Consider the following 15,863-nt stretch of genomic DNA (forward strand, 5'->3'; position numbering starts at 1 on the left):
CTGTGATCGTGTGACCGGCCGGGTTGTTACTGCGATCCGCGCCGGTCGCTCGCCATTGCCGCCGCAGCGGCATCGATCCCGATCGCGACCGCTCACGCGTGCAGGTCGATCGCGGACAGCTTCCACGAAAACAGGCCGAAGCGGTGGAAGATCGCCGCATAGCGCGTGCCGTCGGCACTGCGCTGATAGGTCACGACAAATTCATCGATATTCCGGTAGCCGGCGCTCGTTTGCTGCGGATGGCGCGTGTCGCCCGGGCCGGCTGGCGCGGATGCGGGGGCCGGCGCGGACGCGACCGAGGCATTGCTGCCCGGTACGGGTGTGCTCGCCGGATTGGCCGGCGGTGCGGCCGATGCGCTGCCAGGCGCACCGCCTGACGGCGGGCCCGACCATTCGGGTGGCCGCTCGCCCGGATTACCGCGCGGGGGAATGCCGCTCATCAGCGCCGCGACGCCTTCCGGTGTCGCATACGCATCGACGAGCGGGCCGATCAATGCAGAGCCGATCAGCGCGCCGATCACCGCGAACGGGTTGTCCTTCTTCACCGCGTCGATCCGGTGCATCAACTCTTCCGTGACCTGCTGCTTCAGGCTGATGCGCAGCGACGGAAAGTCGACATATTCGCTGACCGATTGCGCATCGCGCGCATCGATCGCCGATTTCAGGCGACCGAGCGCGACATACGGCGATGCGTACGCATAGCCGATCGCCACCAAAACGGCGACGGCCAGCGCGACGATCAGCAGGGGCTTGAGCCGCCACGCGCGGCCCGAAGATCCAGTCACGATGCCTCCGGTGCGGACAGGTTCCGCAATCAGAGACCGCCGTGCGTGGCCGATCGTTCCTCGTCGATGCAGCGATCGATCATCCGGCACACGGCATCGATCGTCCCGACCATGATCAGGCGCGACCGGCCGTGATAAACGCGCACGGGCGCACGGCGCGCCGGTTCCGCGTGGTGCAGGCCGGCGTTCAGCGAGACCCGTGCGAAGGCGGGAAGCGCTGAGGGCAGCAGCGACGCCTGCCGTTCAACTGCGACTTCTTGGCTCACCACGGGCGCCGCGGCGGACAGCGGCGCGCAGGGCGTGCGGCCGCGCAGGTGACGCAGGCGACCGAATTGACGGAAAGGCAGCAAACGGGAAAGGCGTTCCATGATGTTCTCCTCAGCGAGACCGATTGTCAGAGTTCGCCCGAGCGGATCAGCCCGACGGCGATGCCTTCCAGCGCGAATTCCGCGCTGCCGGCCTTGACGAAGATGTTTTCGTAATCCGGGTTCTCCGCGATCAGCTCGAGGCCGCCTGGCCGGCGCATCAGGCGCTTGACCGTGACGTCGTCGCCAAGCCGCGCGACGATGATCTGGCCGTCCTTCGCTTCCGTGCGCTTCTGCACGGCGAGGAGGTCGCCGTCGAGAATGCCGGCGTCGCGCATCGACAGGCCGCGCACCTTCAGCAGGTAGTCGGGCTTGCTGGTGAACAGCGCGGGATCGCACGCGTAATGCTGCGAGATGTGCTCCTGCGCGAGGATCGGGCTACCGGCCGCCACCCGGCCGACGAGCGGCAGCGACAGTTGCATCAGGCCGGCATGCGGCAGCGTGAACTGATGGGGGGCGTCGTCAATGCCGAGCAGGCGGATGCCGCGCGACGCGCCGGCGGCCAGCTCGATCACCCCTTTGCGCGCCAGCGCACGGAGGTGTTCCTCGGCCGCATTCGGCGAGCTGAAGCCCAGCTCTGCCGCGATCTCGGCGCGCGTGGGCGGGAAACCGGAGCGCTCGATCGCGCGGCGGATCAAGTCGAACACTTGCTGCTGACGGGCGGTGAGTTTGGTCATGGCTGAACTGTATGGATAGACAGTGAGCTGTATTTTTATACAGTACTTCGCGAATTTCAAGTGTTACTTGAGGTTCGACGTGATCGCGCCGGTTCCGACGTGATTTCGCGACGCCCGGACGCCGGTTCATCTGCCTCAACCGTCCATCCCGTCTGCGTTAGCACTTTTGAGTATTAAAAAATAAGGAACGATTATTTTTAATCATGTAACCCGTTCGCTAGACTGGCCCGACATCGCAATACCGACAACACTGGAGAACCAAGGATGGCGAAGCGCAATACGGGGCTGGTGGGCGGAGTGGGCCGCCTGATCGCAACACTCGCGCTGGGCGCGGCGGCGGCGCTGGGCGTCGCGACGCACGCCCAGGCCGATACGACGTTCCTGAACGTGTCCTACGACCCGACGCGCGAGTTGTACCAGGACTTCAACCAGGCGTTCGGCAAGGCGTGGAAGGCGCAGACGGGCGAGACGGTCAACTTCAAGCAGTCGCACGGCGGCTCGGGCGCGCAGGCGCGCTCGGTGCTCGACGGCCTGCAGGCCGACGTCGTGACGCTGGCGCTCGCCTACGACATCGACGCGATCGCCAACAAGGGGCTCGTCAACAAGGACTGGCAGAAGCGCCTGCCCGACAACGCATCGCCGTACACGTCGACGATCGTGTTCCTGGTGCGCAAGGGCAACCCGAAAGGGATCAAGGACTGGGATGACCTGACCAAGCCGGGCATCTCGATCGTCACGCCGAACCCGAAGACGTCGGGTGGGGCGCGCTGGAACTACCTGGCCGCATGGTCATACGCGGTCCACAAGCCGGGCGGCAACGAGCAGAGCGCGAAGGAATTCGTGACGAAGCTCTACAAGAACGCGGGCGTGCTCGACTCGGGCGCGCGCGGTGCGACGACGAGCTTCGTGCAGCGCGGGATCGGCGACGTGCTGATCGCGTGGGAGAACGAGGCGTTCCTGTCGATCAAGGAATTCGGCACCGACAAGTTCGAGATCGTCGTGCCGTCGGTGAGCATCCTGGCCGAGCCGCCCGTTGCCGTGGTCGACAAGGTGGTCGACAAGAAGGGCACGCGCAAGCTGGCCGAGGCCTACCTGAATTTCCTGTACAGCCCGCAGGGCCAGGAAATCGCGGCGCGCAACTACTATCGTCCGCGTTCGAAGAACGTGCCGGCGGACCTGACGAAGCAGTTTCCGAAGCTGAAGCTGTACACGGTCGACGACACGTTCGGCGGCTGGACGAACGCGCAGAAGACGCATTTCGCGGACGGCGGCGTGTTCGACTCGATCTACAAGCCGCAGTAACGCCAGGCAGCAAACCACAACGACAGCGGCGCGCCACGACAGCGCGCCGCATCCCCGACGGCCCGCCGGCGCGACTCCCCGCGCCGGCGTTTGCGTCGGACCCGTGAGCAGCAACGACCCAGCAAGAGCATCCGATGACGACGTACACCTTTCGCAAGCCGAGCGCGCTGCCCGGTTTCGGCGTGACGCTCGGCATCACGGTGGCCTATTTGAGCCTCGTGGTGCTGATCCCGCTCGCCGCCACGTTTCTGAAGACCGCGACGCTGTCGTGGGACCAGTTCGTCACCGCCGTCGCGTCGCCGCGCGTACTCGCGTCGTACCGGCTGACGTTTGCCTCCGCGCTCGGCGGTGCGGTGATCAATGCCGTGTTCGGCTTTCTCGTCGCGTGGGTGCTGGTGCGCTACACGTTCCCGTTCAAGCGGCTCGTCGACGCGATCGTCGACCTGCCTTTCGCGCTGCCGACGTCGGTCGCCGGCATCTCGCTGGCCGCCGTCTACGCGACCAACGGCTGGGTGGGCCAGTATCTCGCGCCGTTCGGCATCAAGATCGCGTTCACGCCGGTCGGCGTGCTGGTGGCGCTGACCTTCATCGGGCTGCCGTTCGTCGTGCGCACCGTGCAGCCCGTGCTCGAGGATTTCGAGCGCGAGCAGGAAGAGGCCGCCGCGTGCCTCGGCGCAACGCGCTGGCTGACGTTCCGCCGCGTCGTGCTGCCGGCCGTGCTGCCCGCGCTGCTCACCGGCTTCGCGCTGGCGTTCGCGCGCGCGCTCGGCGAGTACGGGTCGGTGATCTTCATCGCCGGCAACGTGCCGATGAAATCCGAGATCACGTCGCTGCTGATCATCACGAAGCTCGAGCAGTACGACTACGCGGGCGCGACCGCGCTGGCGGTCGTGATGCTGGTCGTGTCGTTCCTGATGCTGCTGCTCATCAACACGCTGCAGTGGTATCTGCAGCGCCGCACGAGCAAGGGCGCGAGCGGCCCCGCGCCCGCGACCGTCACCGTTGCCGCGACTGCCGCCGGAGGCCAGCAATGAGCCAGGAGTCCACCGCCGTGCTGAACAACCCGTCCGCCGCGCGCGTGCGCGCCGCGAAACAACCGGATCCCGTCAGCGAGCCGCGCGCCGTGCGCTGGCTGCTGATCGGCGTCGCGCTGGCGTTTCTCGCGTTCTTCCTCGTCGTGCCGCTCGCCGCGGTGTTCTTCGAGGCGCTGCGCAAGGGCGTCGGCTTCTATCTCGAATCGCTCGCGGATCCCGACGCATGGTCGGCGATCAAGCTGACGCTGACCGTCGCCGTGATCGCGGTGCCGCTGAACCTCGTGTTCGGCGTGTGCGCGTCGTGGGCGATCGCGAAGTTCGAATTCCGCGGCAAGGCGTTGCTGACGACGCTGATCGACCTGCCGTTCTCCGTGTCGCCGGTGATCTCGGGCCTCGTCTACGTGCTGCTGTTCGGTGCGCAGGGCTGGCTCGGGCCGTGGCTGCAGGGCCACGACGTGCAGATCATCTTCGCGGTGCCGGGCATCGTGCTCGCGACGATCTTCGTCACGTTCCCGTTCGTCGCGCGTGAACTGATCCCGCTGATGCAGGCGCAGGGCACCGATGAGGAGGAGGCAGCGCGCGTGCTGGGCGCATCGGGCTGGCAGATCTTCCGGCGCGTGACGCTGCCGAACGTGAAGTGGGGCCTGCTGTACGGCGTGATCCTGTGCAATGCGCGCGCGATGGGCGAGTTCGGCGCGGTGTCGGTCGTGTCCGGCCACATCCGCGGCGTGACCGACACGATGCCGCTGCACGTCGAGATCCTGTACAACGAATACAACTTCGCGGCGGCGTTCGCGGTGGCGTCGGTGCTGGCGCTGCTCGCGCTCGTCACGCTCGCGCTGAAGCTGCTCGCCGAGCGTCACCTCGCCGCCGAACTGGCCGGCGCACGCGATGACGTTCCCGCTCATGCCGGCCCCGCCGCCGCCATTTCGTCGAAATCGTAAAGAGGCAACCAGAATGGGTATCACCGTCCGTCACCTTCAGAAGCGCTTCGGCGATTTCACCGCGCTCGACAACGTGTCGCTCGACTTTCCGCCGGGCGAGCTCGTCGCACTGCTCGGGCCGTCCGGCTGCGGCAAGACCACGCTGCTGCGCGTGATCGCGGGCCTCGAGCACGCGGACGCCGGCCAGGTCGTGCTGCAGGGGCTCGACGTCGCGTCGGTCGGCGCGCGCGAGCGCCAGGTCGGTTTCGTGTTCCAGCATTACGCGCTGTTCCGCCACATGACCGTGTTCGAGAACGTCGCGTTCGGGCTGCGCGTGAAGCCGCGCCGCGAGCGGCCGTCGGAAGCCGTGATCCGCGAGAAAGTGCACGAACTGCTGAAGCTCGTGCAGCTCGACTGGCTCGCGCAGCGCTACCCGTCCGAGCTGTCGGGCGGCCAGCGTCAGCGGATCGCGCTGGCCCGCGCGCTCGCGGTCGAGCCGAAGGTGCTGCTGCTCGACGAGCCGTTCGGCGCGCTCGACGCGAAGGTGCGCAAGGAACTGCGCGGCTGGCTGCGGCGCCTGCACGACGACCTGCACATCTCGACGATCTTCGTCACGCACGACCAGGAGGAGGCGCTGGAAGTGGCCGACCGGATCGTCGTGCTGAACCGCGGTCATGTGGAGCAGGTCGGCAGCCCGCAGGACGTCTACGATCATCCGCAAAGCGCGTTCGTCTACGAATTCCTCGGTGCGGCGAACCGGTTGCCGGGCACGGTCGCCGGGCGCGGCTTCGTGGCCGAGGGGGCGGCCGCGCCGATCGCGGTCGACGCCGATTTCGCGGGCCCCGCGAACGCATACGTGCGGCCGCACGACCTGCAGCTGTGGCCGGCCGGCGACGACCATCGCGACGGCATCGCGGTCGACGTGCGCCGCGTGATCCCGCTCGGCGGCTCGGTGCGGGTCGAACTCGAGGCGCGCACGGGCGGCGCACTCGAAGCGGAACTCGATCGCGACGCGTGGCGTGCGCTCGCGCTGCAGGTCGGCGACGGCGCGACGGCCGTGCCGCGCGCGGTCCGCGTGTTTCCCGCGCACTGACGCCCGGCCGCGGTAAAGAGAAGAGGGCGGATACCGCTCCGAATCGACATTCAAACAACGACAGCCTAAGAGGCATACCCATGAATTTTCAGCAATTGCGTTTCGTGCGCGAGGCCGTGCGGCAGAACATGAACCTGACGGAAGTCGCGAACGTGCTGTACACGTCGCAGTCGGGCGTGTCGAAGCAGATCAAGGATCTCGAGGATGAACTGGGCGTCGATATCTTCATCCGGCGCGGCAAGCGGCTCACGGGGCTCACGGAGCCCGGCAAGGCCGTGCACCAGCTGATCGAGCGGATGCTGCTGGATGCGGAAAACCTGCGCCGTGTCGCGCGCCAGTTCGCGGACCAGGACAGCGGCCACCTCGTCGTCGCGACGACCCACACGCAGGCGCGCTACGCGCTGCCGAAGGTGATCCGCCAGTTCACCGAGGTGTTTCCGAAGGTGCATCTCGCGCTGCGCCAGGGCAGCCCGCAGCAGATCGCGCAGATGATCCTGAACGGCGAAGCCGATCTCGGCATCTCGACCGAGGCGCTCGATCGCTATCCGGACATCGTCACGTTCCCGTGCTATTCGTGGCACCACACGGTCGTCGTGCCGAAGGGGCATCCGCTCGTCGGCCGCGAGAACCTGACGCTCGACGAAATCGCCGAGTACCCGATCATCACGTATGACCAGGACTTCACGGGCCGCTCGCACATCGACCAGGCATTCGCGCAGGCCGGCGCCGTGCCCGACGTCGTGCTGACTGCAATCGACGCGGACGTGATCAAGACCTACGTCGAGCTCGGCATGGGGATCGGCGTCGTCGCGGCAATGGCCTTCGATCCGCAGCGCGACACCGGGCTCGTCGCGCTCGACACGCAGCACCTGTTCGAGGCGAGCACGACGCGGGTCGGGTTGCGCAAGGGCGCATTCCTGCGCGCGTATGCGTACCGGCTGATCGAGATGTTCGCGCCGCATCTTAACGAAGCGGAAATCGCCGGGCTGCTGCGCGAAGCGGTCTGACGGCCGGACGATGTTCCGGGGGCGCGGCAGGCGCCCTTCGGACGCGTTGCATCGGGCGCCGATGCTGCATCCGCCATCTCAGGGCGTGCCGACGCGTCGGTCCTTCGATCGAAGCTGTCGCTCACAAGCCGGGTTGCCGTGAGCGGCGGCCGTCAACCAATCGCCGGTCAACAGAAAAACAAGAGGGCGCATGCGCGTACCTCGCTTCGATCATGTAACGCGCCGCAATCGGCACGTGCAACCGCGCGCTCCGAATAAACCCTTAAATATTGATCAGACGGGTTGCGCGTCGATCCGAAACGGTACAGCATAGCTTCCACTCCGCCGGCGTCCCGCCGGCGGTGGCGCGTCGACGACAGCACGCGCCAGGCAGTCGGCCGTCTGCCTCGCTTCCATTCCGTGGTACCGACAAGCAGCAACGATGGCCAATGCCCGGGAAGTGTAGCGCAAACGTTTGCTCACATTAAAACAACAGTCAAACAATAATCTGGCCCGTCGGGCCAGTCGCCAGGAGATGTGTATGAATGTCCTCTTTCGCCGTCGCTTCCTGACCGCCGCGCTTGCCGCCGTCGCGGTCGCTGCCGCACCGGCCGTCCATGCGCAGGCTGCGGCCAAGCCGAAGGTCGCGCTCGTGATGAAGTCGCTCGCCAACGAGTTCTTCCTGACGATGGAAAACGGCGCGAAGGAATACCAGAAGCACAACGCCGGCCAGTTCGACCTGATCACGAACGGCATCAAGGACGAGACCGACACCGCGAACCAGATTCGCATCGTCGAGCAGATGATCGTGTCGAAGGTCGATGCGATCGTGCTCGCGCCGGCCGATTCGAAGGCGCTCGTGCCGGTCGTGAAGAAGGCGGTCGACGCGGGCATCACCGTCGTGAACATCGACAACCGGCTCGACCCGGACGTGCTGAAATCGAAGAACCTGAACGTGCCGTTCGTCGGCCCCGACAACCGCAAGGGCGCGCGCAAGATCGGCGACTACCTCGCGAAGCGGCTGAAGGCGGGCGACCAGGTCGGCATCCTCGAGGGCGTGTCGACGACGACCAACGCGCAGCAGCGCACGGCCGGCTTCGAGGACGCGATGAAGGCGGGCGGGATGAAGGTCGTGTCGGTGCAGTCGGGCGAATGGGAGATCGACAAGGGCAATGCGGTTGCGTCCGCGATGCTCAACGAATACCCGAACCTGCGCGCGTTGCTGTGCGGCAACGACAACATGGCGATCGGCGCCGTGTCGGCCGTGCGCGCGGCGGGCAAGCAGGGCAAGGTGTTCGTGGTCGGCTACGACAACATCAACGCGATCAGGCCGATGCTGAAGGACGGCCGTGTGCTCGCGACCGCCGACCAGTACGCGGCGAAGCAGGCCGTGTTCGGCATCGACACGGCGCTCAAGGCGATCGCCGAGCATCGCAAGCAGGCCGACATGTCCGGCGTGGTCGAGACGCCGGTGGATCTCGTGACGAAGTAACGCCGCCCCGTCGCGGCCGCCGGCCTCAAGAAGCGGGCCCGGCGGCCGTTATACGGAGTGAGCGCGATCACGGCCACTGCATGCACATGCACTTGTGAGCGTCACACCCGCGCGCCGCGTGCGCGCGGCCGCAACCAGGATCGCGATGGAACCGACCTTCCAACCCTCCCGTTCAGCCGTTCCCGTGTTGTCCGTCTCCGGTGTGGGCAAGACCTACGCCGAACCTGTGCTCGCCGACGTCACGTTGACGCTCGTGCCGGGTGAAGCGCTCGCGCTGACGGGCGAGAACGGCGCCGGCAAGAGCACGCTGTCGAAGATCATCGGCGGGCTCATCGACCCGACGACCGGCACGATGCAACTCGGCGGCCAGGCCTACGCGCCGGCGAGCCGCACGCAGGCCGAGGCGCTCGGCGTGCGCATGGTGATGCAGGAGCTGAACCTGCTGCCGACGCTGACGGTCGCCGAGAACCTGTTCCTGAACCGTCTGCCGCGGCGCTTCGGCATCATCGATCGCGCGCGGCTGCGCGACGATGCGCGTGCCGCGATGGCGCAGGTCGGGCTCGACGCGGTCGATCCCGATACGCCGGTCGGCGCACTCGGCATCGGCCACCAGCAGATGGTCGAGATCGCGCGCAACCTGATCGGCGACTGCCGTGTGCTGATCCTCGACGAACCGACCGCGATGCTGACCGCGCGCGAGGTCGAACTGCTGTTCGAGCAGATCGACCGGCTGAAGGCGCGCGGCGTGGCGATCGTCTACATCTCGCACCGGCTCGAGGAACTCGCGCGGGTCGCCGAGCGTGTCGCGGTGCTGCGCGACGGCCGGCTCGTGCACGTCGGCGACATGGCCGCGACGACGTCCGACGGGCTCGTCACGCTGATGGTCGGGCGCGAGGTCGGCGAGCACATCGACCTCGGCGCGCGCCGCATCGGCGCGCCGCGCCTCGTCGTGTCGGGCATGACGCGCGGCACGGCCGTGCAGGACGTGTCGCTCGAAGTGCGCTCGGGCGAAATCTTCGGCATCTCGGGGCTGATCGGTGCCGGGCGCACCGAATTGCTGCGGCTGATCTACGGTGCGGACACGCCGGACGCCGGGATGATCGCGGTCGGCGATCCGCTGAAGCCGGCGCGCATCGGCTCGCCCGTCGACGCGGTGAAGCACGGCATCGCGCTGATCACCGAGGACCGCAAGGGCGAAGGGTTGCTGCTGTCGCAGTCGGTCACGTCGAACGTGTCGCTCGGCCAGCTCGACCGGCTCGCGCGCGGCGGCATCGTCGATACGGCGCGCGAGACGGCGCTCGCCGAGCAGCAGATCGACGCGCTGCGGATCCGCACCCACGGCGCCGCGCAGGCGGTCGGCGAACTGTCGGGCGGCAACCAGCAGAAGGTCGTGATCGGCCGCTGGCTCGCGCGCGACATGGGCGTGCTGCTGTTCGACGAACCGACCCGCGGGATCGACGTCGGCGCCAAATTCGAGATCTACACGCTGATGGGCGCGCTCGCGCGCGAGGGCCGGGCGCTGGTGGTCGTCTCGAGCGACCTGCGCGAGCTGATGCTGATCTGCGACCGGATCGGCGTGATGTCGGCCGGCCGCATGACCGCCGTGTTCGAACGCGGCAACTGGACCCAGGATGCGCTGCTGGCCGCGGCGTTCGCCGGCTTCGGCCGCGCAGCGCTGCCGGACGGCGCACGCCATCCGGATGCGGAAAGCGCGCCGCGCGCGGCTTCCGCCTCTTCGACGACAGGACGACAGCAATGACCCAGCCTCCCGTATCCCCGAGCGACGCCGGCGCGCAGCAGGACGTGACCGGGCGCCGCGCGCGCACGCTGTCCGGCACGCGGCTCGGCGTGTCGAACTATCTCGGGCTCGCCGGCGCGCTCGCCGCGATGATCGTGCTGTTCTCGACGCTCAGCTCGCATTTCCTGACCTACGATACGTTCAGCACGATCGCGAACCAGATCCCCGATCTCGTCGTGATGTCGGTCGGGATGACGTTCGTGCTGATCATCGCCGGCATCGACCTGTCGGTCGGCTCGGTGCTCGCGCTGGCCGCGTCGATGGTCAGCGTGGCCGCGCTGAAATGGCATTGGGGGCCGCTGCCCGCCGCGCTGATCGGGATCGCGGTCGCGACCGTGACCGGCTCGCTGACGGGCGCGATCACGGTGGGCTGGCGGATTCCGTCGTTCATCGTGTCGCTCGGCGTGCTCGAGGCCGCGCGCGGTGTCGCGTACCAGCTGACGAATTCGCGCACGGCCTACATCGGCGACGCGTTCGATTTCCTGTCGAACCCGATCGCGCTCGGCATCTCGCCGGCGTTCCTGATCGCGGTCGCGGTGATGATCGCGGCGCAGTTCGTGCTCACGCGCACCGTGTTCGGGCGCTATCTTGTCGGTATCGGCACGAATGAAGAAGCCGTCCGGCTTGCCGGGGTTAACCCGCGGCCGTATAAAATCCTCGTATTCGCACTGATGGGCGCGCTCGCGGGGCTCGCGTCGCTGTTCCAGATCTCGCGGCTCGAGGCCGCCGACCCGAACGCGGGCGTGGGCCTCGAACTGCAGGTGATCGCGGCCGTCGTGATCGGCGGCACGAGCCTGATGGGCGGGCGCGGCTCGGTGATCAGCACGTTCTTCGGCGTGTTGATCATTTCCGTGCTGGCCGCGGGGCTGGCGCAGATCGGCGCGAACGAGCCGACCAAACGGATCATCACCGGGGCGGTGATCGTGGTGGCGGTCGTGCTCGATACGTATCGCAGCCGGCGCGCGCGCGCCCGGTAAAACTACACAGAAAGCAGACCAGAGAGAAACGGGAAATGGCGACGATCAAGGATGTGGCGGCCATGGCGGGCGTGTCGTTTACGACCGTCTCGCACGTGGTGAACAATTCGCGGCCGGTGTCCGCGGATGTGCGTGCGAAGGTCGAAGGCGCGATCCGCGAGCTGAACTACGTGCCGTCGGCCGTGGCGCGCTCGCTGAAGGCGCGCTCGACGGCGACCATCGGCCTCGTCGTGCCGAACAGCACGAATCCGTACTTCGCGGAGCTTGCGCGCGGCATCGAGGACCAGTGCGCGGCCAACGGCTATTGCGTGTTCTTCTGCAACTCGGACGACGATCCCGTGAAGCAGCGCAACTACCTGCGCGTGCTGCAGGAAAAGCGCATCGACGGGCTGATCGTCGCGTCGGCCGGCGAGGACGCGGTGCTCGCGCAGACGCTCGCCGACGCGCATGCGCCGCTCGTCGTCGTCGACCGCAACATCGAGGGGCTCGCGGCCGATCTCGTGCAGATCGACCACGAACGCGGCGCCTACCTGGCGACGCGTCATCTGCTCGAACTCGGGCACGCGAAGATCGGCTGCATCACCGGGCCGACCGACACGGCCGTCAGCGCGATGCGCGTGCACGGCTTCATCCGCGCGATGGCCGAGCGCGGGATCGACATCGTGCCGGGCGCGATCGCGGAAAGCGATTTTTCGTGCCTGGGCGGCTATCACGCGGCATCGCGGCTGTTCGAGTCGGTGCACCCGAGCGCGATTTTCGCGGGCAACGACCTGATGGGCGTCGGCGCGCTGCGCGCGGCGGCCGAGCGCGGCATGCGCGTGCCGGACGACTGCTCGATCATCGGCTTCGACGACATCGAATTCTCCCGTTATACGTATCCGGCGCTGTCGACGGTCGGCCAGTCGGTGCGCGCCCTCGGCGAAATGGCCGCGCAGACGCTGATCGAGCGGATCGGCGGCGGCTCGACGGCCGCGCCGAGCCGTCGCCGCGTCGTGTCGCCGCGGCTCGTGCTGCGCGAATCGACGGCGGTCTACCGCGAGCCGGCCGCGCCCGGTGCTCGCCCATGACGGCGCGTGCGGCAGGCGCCGGCCGCGTGACGGTGGTCGGCAGCCTCAACATGGATCTCGTCGTACGGGCGTCGCGGCTGCCGTTGCCGGGCGAAACGCTCGCCGGTCACGCGTATGCGCAGGCCGCGGGGGGCAAGGGCGGCAACCAGGCCGTCGCGGCCGCACGGCTCGGCGCGCAGGTCGCGATGATCGGCTGCGTCGGCGCGGATGCGCACGGCGCCGCGCTGCGGGCCGGCCTCGAGACCGAAGGCATCGACTGCTCGCGGCTCGCGACGAGCAAGGCGGCGTCGACCGGCGTCGCCTTGATCGTCGTCGACGACGCCAGCCAGAACACGATCGTGATCGTCGCGGGCGGCAACGGCGAAGTCACGACGGATACGGTGGCGCGGCACGAGGCGGCGCTGGCCGCGACCGACGTGCTGATCTGCCAGCTCGAGACGCCGCCGGACGCCGTGTTCGCCGCGCTGTCGGCCGGACGGCGGCTCGGCCGCACCGTGGTGCTCAATCCGGCGCCTGCCGTCGCGCCGCTGCCGGACGGCTGGCTGCCGCTGGTCGATTACCTGATCCCGAACGAAGTCGAGGCGGCCGCGCTGACCGGGCTGCCGGTGCGCAATCCGGCCGAGGCGGAAGCCGCGGCGCGTGCGTTGCGGGCAGCCGGCGCGCGCAATGTGCTGATCACGCTCGGCGCGCGCGGCGTGTTCGCGCTGACGGCCGACGGCGCGGCACGCCACTATCCGGCCCCCGTCGTCAAGGCGGTCGACACGACCGCGGCGGGCGACACCTTCATCGGCGGTTTCTCCGCACGGCTCGCGGCCGGCGCGGACGTCGACGCCGCCATCCGCTTCGCGCAACGCGCGGCGGCGCTGTCGGTCACGCGCGCAGGCGCGCAGCCGTCGATTCCCACGCTCGCCGAACTGGCCGAATAGGGCTGGATCGCGCATCCCGGCCGGCGCGTGCGACAGCAGGCGGCCGGCCATCTTTCCCCATTTGCCTGACCTCGATTGCTTGCGACGTGCGTTCGCGAAGCGGCCGGCGATGCTTCGCCCCTATTATTCTGAAATCCGTAATGAACGGATGAATTGCTGAAAAAATTGATGTGAATACCATCAAGCTGCGCAACATCCGGTCGTAAATACACCTGGGCGAAACACTGTTTCGAAAAACGGGCCTTGCCCGTTCACGACGACGCAATACAGGAAGAATGATGGTGATCGGAAACCTGACGATACGTGCGCGCATCGGTTTGACGATGGCGTTTCTCGCGGTACTGCTGGGTGTGATCGGCGTGCTCGGCGTGTACGGGATGACGCGCTCGAACGACGCGACGCGCGAGATTTTCACGAACCAGATGCCGAGCGCGGTCGACGTGGCCGTTGCCGAAATGTACGCGGCGCGCGAGCGCCTGGCGCTCGATCGCGCCGCGCTGCTGGCGGGCACGCCCGACTCGGCTGCGGCCGTGGAACGCAGCCGCGCGATGCGCACGCAGTCCGACGCGTGGTGGCAAAAATACCTTGCACTGCCGCGCGGCCCGGAGGAAGACCGGCTCGCGCAGGACGTCGCCGCGAAGCGGCAGGCGCTGCAGCGCAGTTGCGACGCGTTCGTAGGGCTGGTCGCGGCGGGCGACCACGACCGGATCGGCGAGGGCGCCAAGCAGCTCTCGACGCTTTATAACGAGCTCTCGGTTGCGGGCGAAGCACTGCGCAATTTCCAGTTCACCGACGGGCAGGCGGGCTTCGACCGCGCGGAATCGTTGTACGAGACGCTGCGCGTGCTGTCGATCGTCCTGCTGGCGGCCGGTCTGGTTGCCGCCGCGTTTTCCTGGCTGACGCTCAGCCGTGCGATCGGCCGTCCGCTCGCGGACGCGCTCGCGCATTTCGACGCGATCGCCGCGGGCGACCTGCGCCGCTCGATCGTCGTGCATCGGCGCGACGAAATGGGCCAACTCCTGGACGGTCTCGCGAGGATGCAGCGCGGCCTCGTCGACACGGTGCGCACCGTGCGCGGCGGCAGCGAGTCGATCGCGACCGCGGCGCGCCAGATCGCCGCCGGCAACATCGACCTATCGTCGCGCACGGAAGAGCAGGCGTCCGCGCTGCAGGAAACCGCATCGAGCATGGAGCAGCTGACCGGCACCGTGAAGCAGAACGCGGACAATGCGCGGCAGGCAAGCTCGCTGGCCGCGAACGCGTCGGAGATTGCAAACAAGGGCAATACGGTGGTCGGCCAGGTGGTCGGCACGATGGGCGAGATCAACGACAGCTCCGCGAAGATCGCGGACATCATCGCGATCATCGAGGGAATCGCGTTCCAGACCAACATCCTGGCGCTGAACGCGGCGGTCGAGGCCGCGCGCGCCGGCGAGGAAGGCCGCGGCTTCGCGGTCGTGGCGGGCGAGGTGCGCAGTCTCGCGCAGCGTTCGTCGAGCGCGGCCAAGGAGATCAAGATGCTGATCGACGCGTCGGTGGAGCGCATCCGGACGGGGTCGACGCTGGTCGACGAAGCCGGCCGCACGATGAGCGACGTGATCGGTGCGGTGCAGCGCGTGACCGACATCATGGGCGAGATCGCGGCGGCGTCCGAGGAACAGAGCGGCGGCATCGACCAGGTCGCGCGCGCGGTCGCGCAGATGGACGAGGTCACCCAGCAGAACGCCGCGCTCGTCGAGGAAGCGGCGGCCGCCGCGCAATCGCTCGACGAACAGGCCGCGCGCCTGCGCGAGACGGCGTCGGTGTTCCGGATCGACGACGACGCGGCGCAGCCGGCGACCGCTGCCGCCGCACGTCAGGCGCCGCGCGCGGTGCCCGCAGCGGCTGCGGTGCCGGTTTCGCCGCCCGCGCCGGCCGTGGCGCGCAACGATCGTGATGCAGCGCCGAAGCGCGCCGCGCCGGTGCGCAAGCCGGCTGCCGCGGCCGCCGCGCCCGCTCCGGTGGCTGCCGGCGCCGACGACTGGGAAACGTTCTGATTCGCGCGTGACGCGCATCTTTTCGCGGTAACGCTCCCCGGTATCTCTCCCCGTATCTCTCCCCATTTGGCAGCACACGACGCCCGCGACATGCGGGCGTCGTCGTTTCGACCGATGGAATGTGACAGCGCACGTGAAAGTTCGTGCGTCGCCGCGCGCTGCGTGTTCGCATCCGCACTACGGGTATCTCCGGACGATGCGAAAAAAATTTGTAACGGCGCGCGCAGCGTGTCGTCGTAAACGTCCGCTCGAACGTCTAGGGATGAAGGGGGAGTGAAGGGTGCCGCGACGACGACGGAGGTGTCCAACGCACGAGACGTTCCGATGCTCGACGAGAGGTGGCGGATGCCGTTTCTGCGACACGGGAGATCGATTGTAAAGCGTCGAAATGCGTTGTCCAAG

The 15,863-nt window shown here is 67.9% G+C and carries 14 protein-coding genes; 11 read left to right on the forward strand and 3 right to left on the reverse strand.

What is annotated here, in order from left to right; translation table 11 throughout:
• Positions 1 to 92: 92 nt before the first annotated feature.
• The 3 genes from U4Z64_RS23875 to lexA are packed head-to-tail and all read right to left on the reverse strand — an operon-like array spanning position 93 to position 1,827.
• Positions 93 to 785: a DUF2939 domain-containing protein gene (locus tag U4Z64_RS23875; protein WP_321810043.1), complete on the reverse strand. Its 693-nt coding sequence runs from the start codon at positions 783 to 785 to the stop codon at positions 93 to 95.
• Positions 786 to 814: 29 nt separating this feature from the next.
• The gene (locus U4Z64_RS23880; RefSeq protein WP_044843610.1) at positions 815 to 1,153 is read right to left on the reverse strand and encodes a hypothetical protein; all 339 of its coding nucleotides are present in this window, start codon (positions 1,151 to 1,153) and stop codon (positions 815 to 817) included.
• Between the two features lie 26 nt (positions 1,154 to 1,179).
• Positions 1,180 to 1,827 carry a transcriptional repressor LexA gene (gene lexA / locus U4Z64_RS23885; RefSeq protein ID WP_006754655.1) on the reverse strand — a complete coding sequence of 216 codons (648 nt, stop codon included), beginning with the start codon at positions 1,825 to 1,827 and terminating at the stop codon, positions 1,180 to 1,182.
• A gap of 264 nt (positions 1,828 to 2,091) precedes the next feature.
• Here lexA and U4Z64_RS23890 point away from each other — a divergent pair, with 264 nt between their 5' ends.
• The 11 genes from U4Z64_RS23890 (at position 2,092) to U4Z64_RS23940 (ending at position 15,461) form a co-directional block, all read left to right on the forward strand.
• Positions 2,092 to 3,129: a sulfate ABC transporter substrate-binding protein gene (locus U4Z64_RS23890; RefSeq protein ID WP_321821265.1), complete on the forward strand. Its 1,038-nt coding sequence runs from the start codon at positions 2,092 to 2,094 to the stop codon at positions 3,127 to 3,129.
• Between the two features lie 134 nt (positions 3,130 to 3,263).
• Positions 3,264 to 4,163 carry a sulfate ABC transporter permease subunit CysT gene (gene cysT, locus U4Z64_RS23895; RefSeq protein ID WP_044843608.1) on the forward strand — a complete coding sequence of 300 codons (900 nt, stop codon included), beginning with the start codon at positions 3,264 to 3,266 and terminating at the stop codon, positions 4,161 to 4,163.
• A complete protein-coding gene (cysW, locus tag U4Z64_RS23900; RefSeq protein ID WP_044843607.1) occupies positions 4,160 to 5,107 on the forward strand; it encodes a sulfate ABC transporter permease subunit CysW in 948 nt (315 codons plus the stop codon). The genes cysT and cysW overlap by 4 nt, the downstream gene beginning before the upstream one ends.
• Before the next feature lie 13 nt (positions 5,108 to 5,120).
• Positions 5,121 to 6,179 (forward strand): sulfate/molybdate ABC transporter ATP-binding protein, encoded by a 1,059-nt coding sequence (locus U4Z64_RS23905; protein ID WP_044843606.1) that lies wholly within the window; start codon positions 5,121 to 5,123, stop codon positions 6,177 to 6,179.
• An 80-nt stretch (positions 6,180 to 6,259) separates the two neighbouring features.
• Positions 6,260 to 7,186 (forward strand): CysB family HTH-type transcriptional regulator, encoded by a 927-nt coding sequence (locus tag U4Z64_RS23910; RefSeq protein WP_044843605.1) that lies wholly within the window; start codon positions 6,260 to 6,262, stop codon positions 7,184 to 7,186.
• A 520-nt stretch (positions 7,187 to 7,706) separates the two neighbouring features.
• Positions 7,707 to 8,657 carry a sugar ABC transporter substrate-binding protein gene (locus tag U4Z64_RS23915; protein WP_044843604.1) on the forward strand — a complete coding sequence of 317 codons (951 nt, stop codon included), beginning with the start codon at positions 7,707 to 7,709 and terminating at the stop codon, positions 8,655 to 8,657.
• A 145-nt stretch (positions 8,658 to 8,802) separates the two neighbouring features.
• Positions 8,803 to 10,416: a sugar ABC transporter ATP-binding protein gene (locus tag U4Z64_RS23920; protein ID WP_321821266.1), complete on the forward strand. Its 1,614-nt coding sequence runs from the start codon at positions 8,803 to 8,805 to the stop codon at positions 10,414 to 10,416.
• Entirely contained in the window at positions 10,413 to 11,432 is a 1,020-nt protein-coding gene (locus tag U4Z64_RS23925) for an ABC transporter permease (protein ID WP_321810039.1), read from the forward strand. The genes U4Z64_RS23920 and U4Z64_RS23925 overlap by 4 nt, the downstream gene beginning before the upstream one ends.
• Positions 11,433 to 11,467: 35 nt before the next feature.
• Entirely contained in the window at positions 11,468 to 12,499 is a 1,032-nt protein-coding gene (locus tag U4Z64_RS23930) for a LacI family DNA-binding transcriptional regulator (RefSeq protein WP_044843601.1), read from the forward strand.
• Complete coding sequence (gene rbsK, locus U4Z64_RS23935; protein ID WP_321821267.1) at positions 12,496 to 13,425, forward strand: ribokinase; 930 nt, start codon at positions 12,496 to 12,498, stop codon at positions 13,423 to 13,425. The genes U4Z64_RS23930 and rbsK overlap by 4 nt, the downstream gene beginning before the upstream one ends.
• Positions 13,426 to 13,703: 278 nt before the next feature.
• On the forward strand, positions 13,704 to 15,461 hold the full coding sequence (locus tag U4Z64_RS23940; RefSeq protein WP_321821268.1) for a methyl-accepting chemotaxis protein: 1,758 nt from the start codon (positions 13,704 to 13,706) through the stop codon (positions 15,459 to 15,461).
• Positions 15,462 to 15,863 lie beyond the last annotated feature (402 nt).

Source organism: Burkholderia sp. BCC1996 (assembly GCF_905339955.1).
In the GTDB taxonomy this organism is placed as follows: domain Bacteria; phylum Pseudomonadota; class Gammaproteobacteria; order Burkholderiales; family Burkholderiaceae; genus Burkholderia.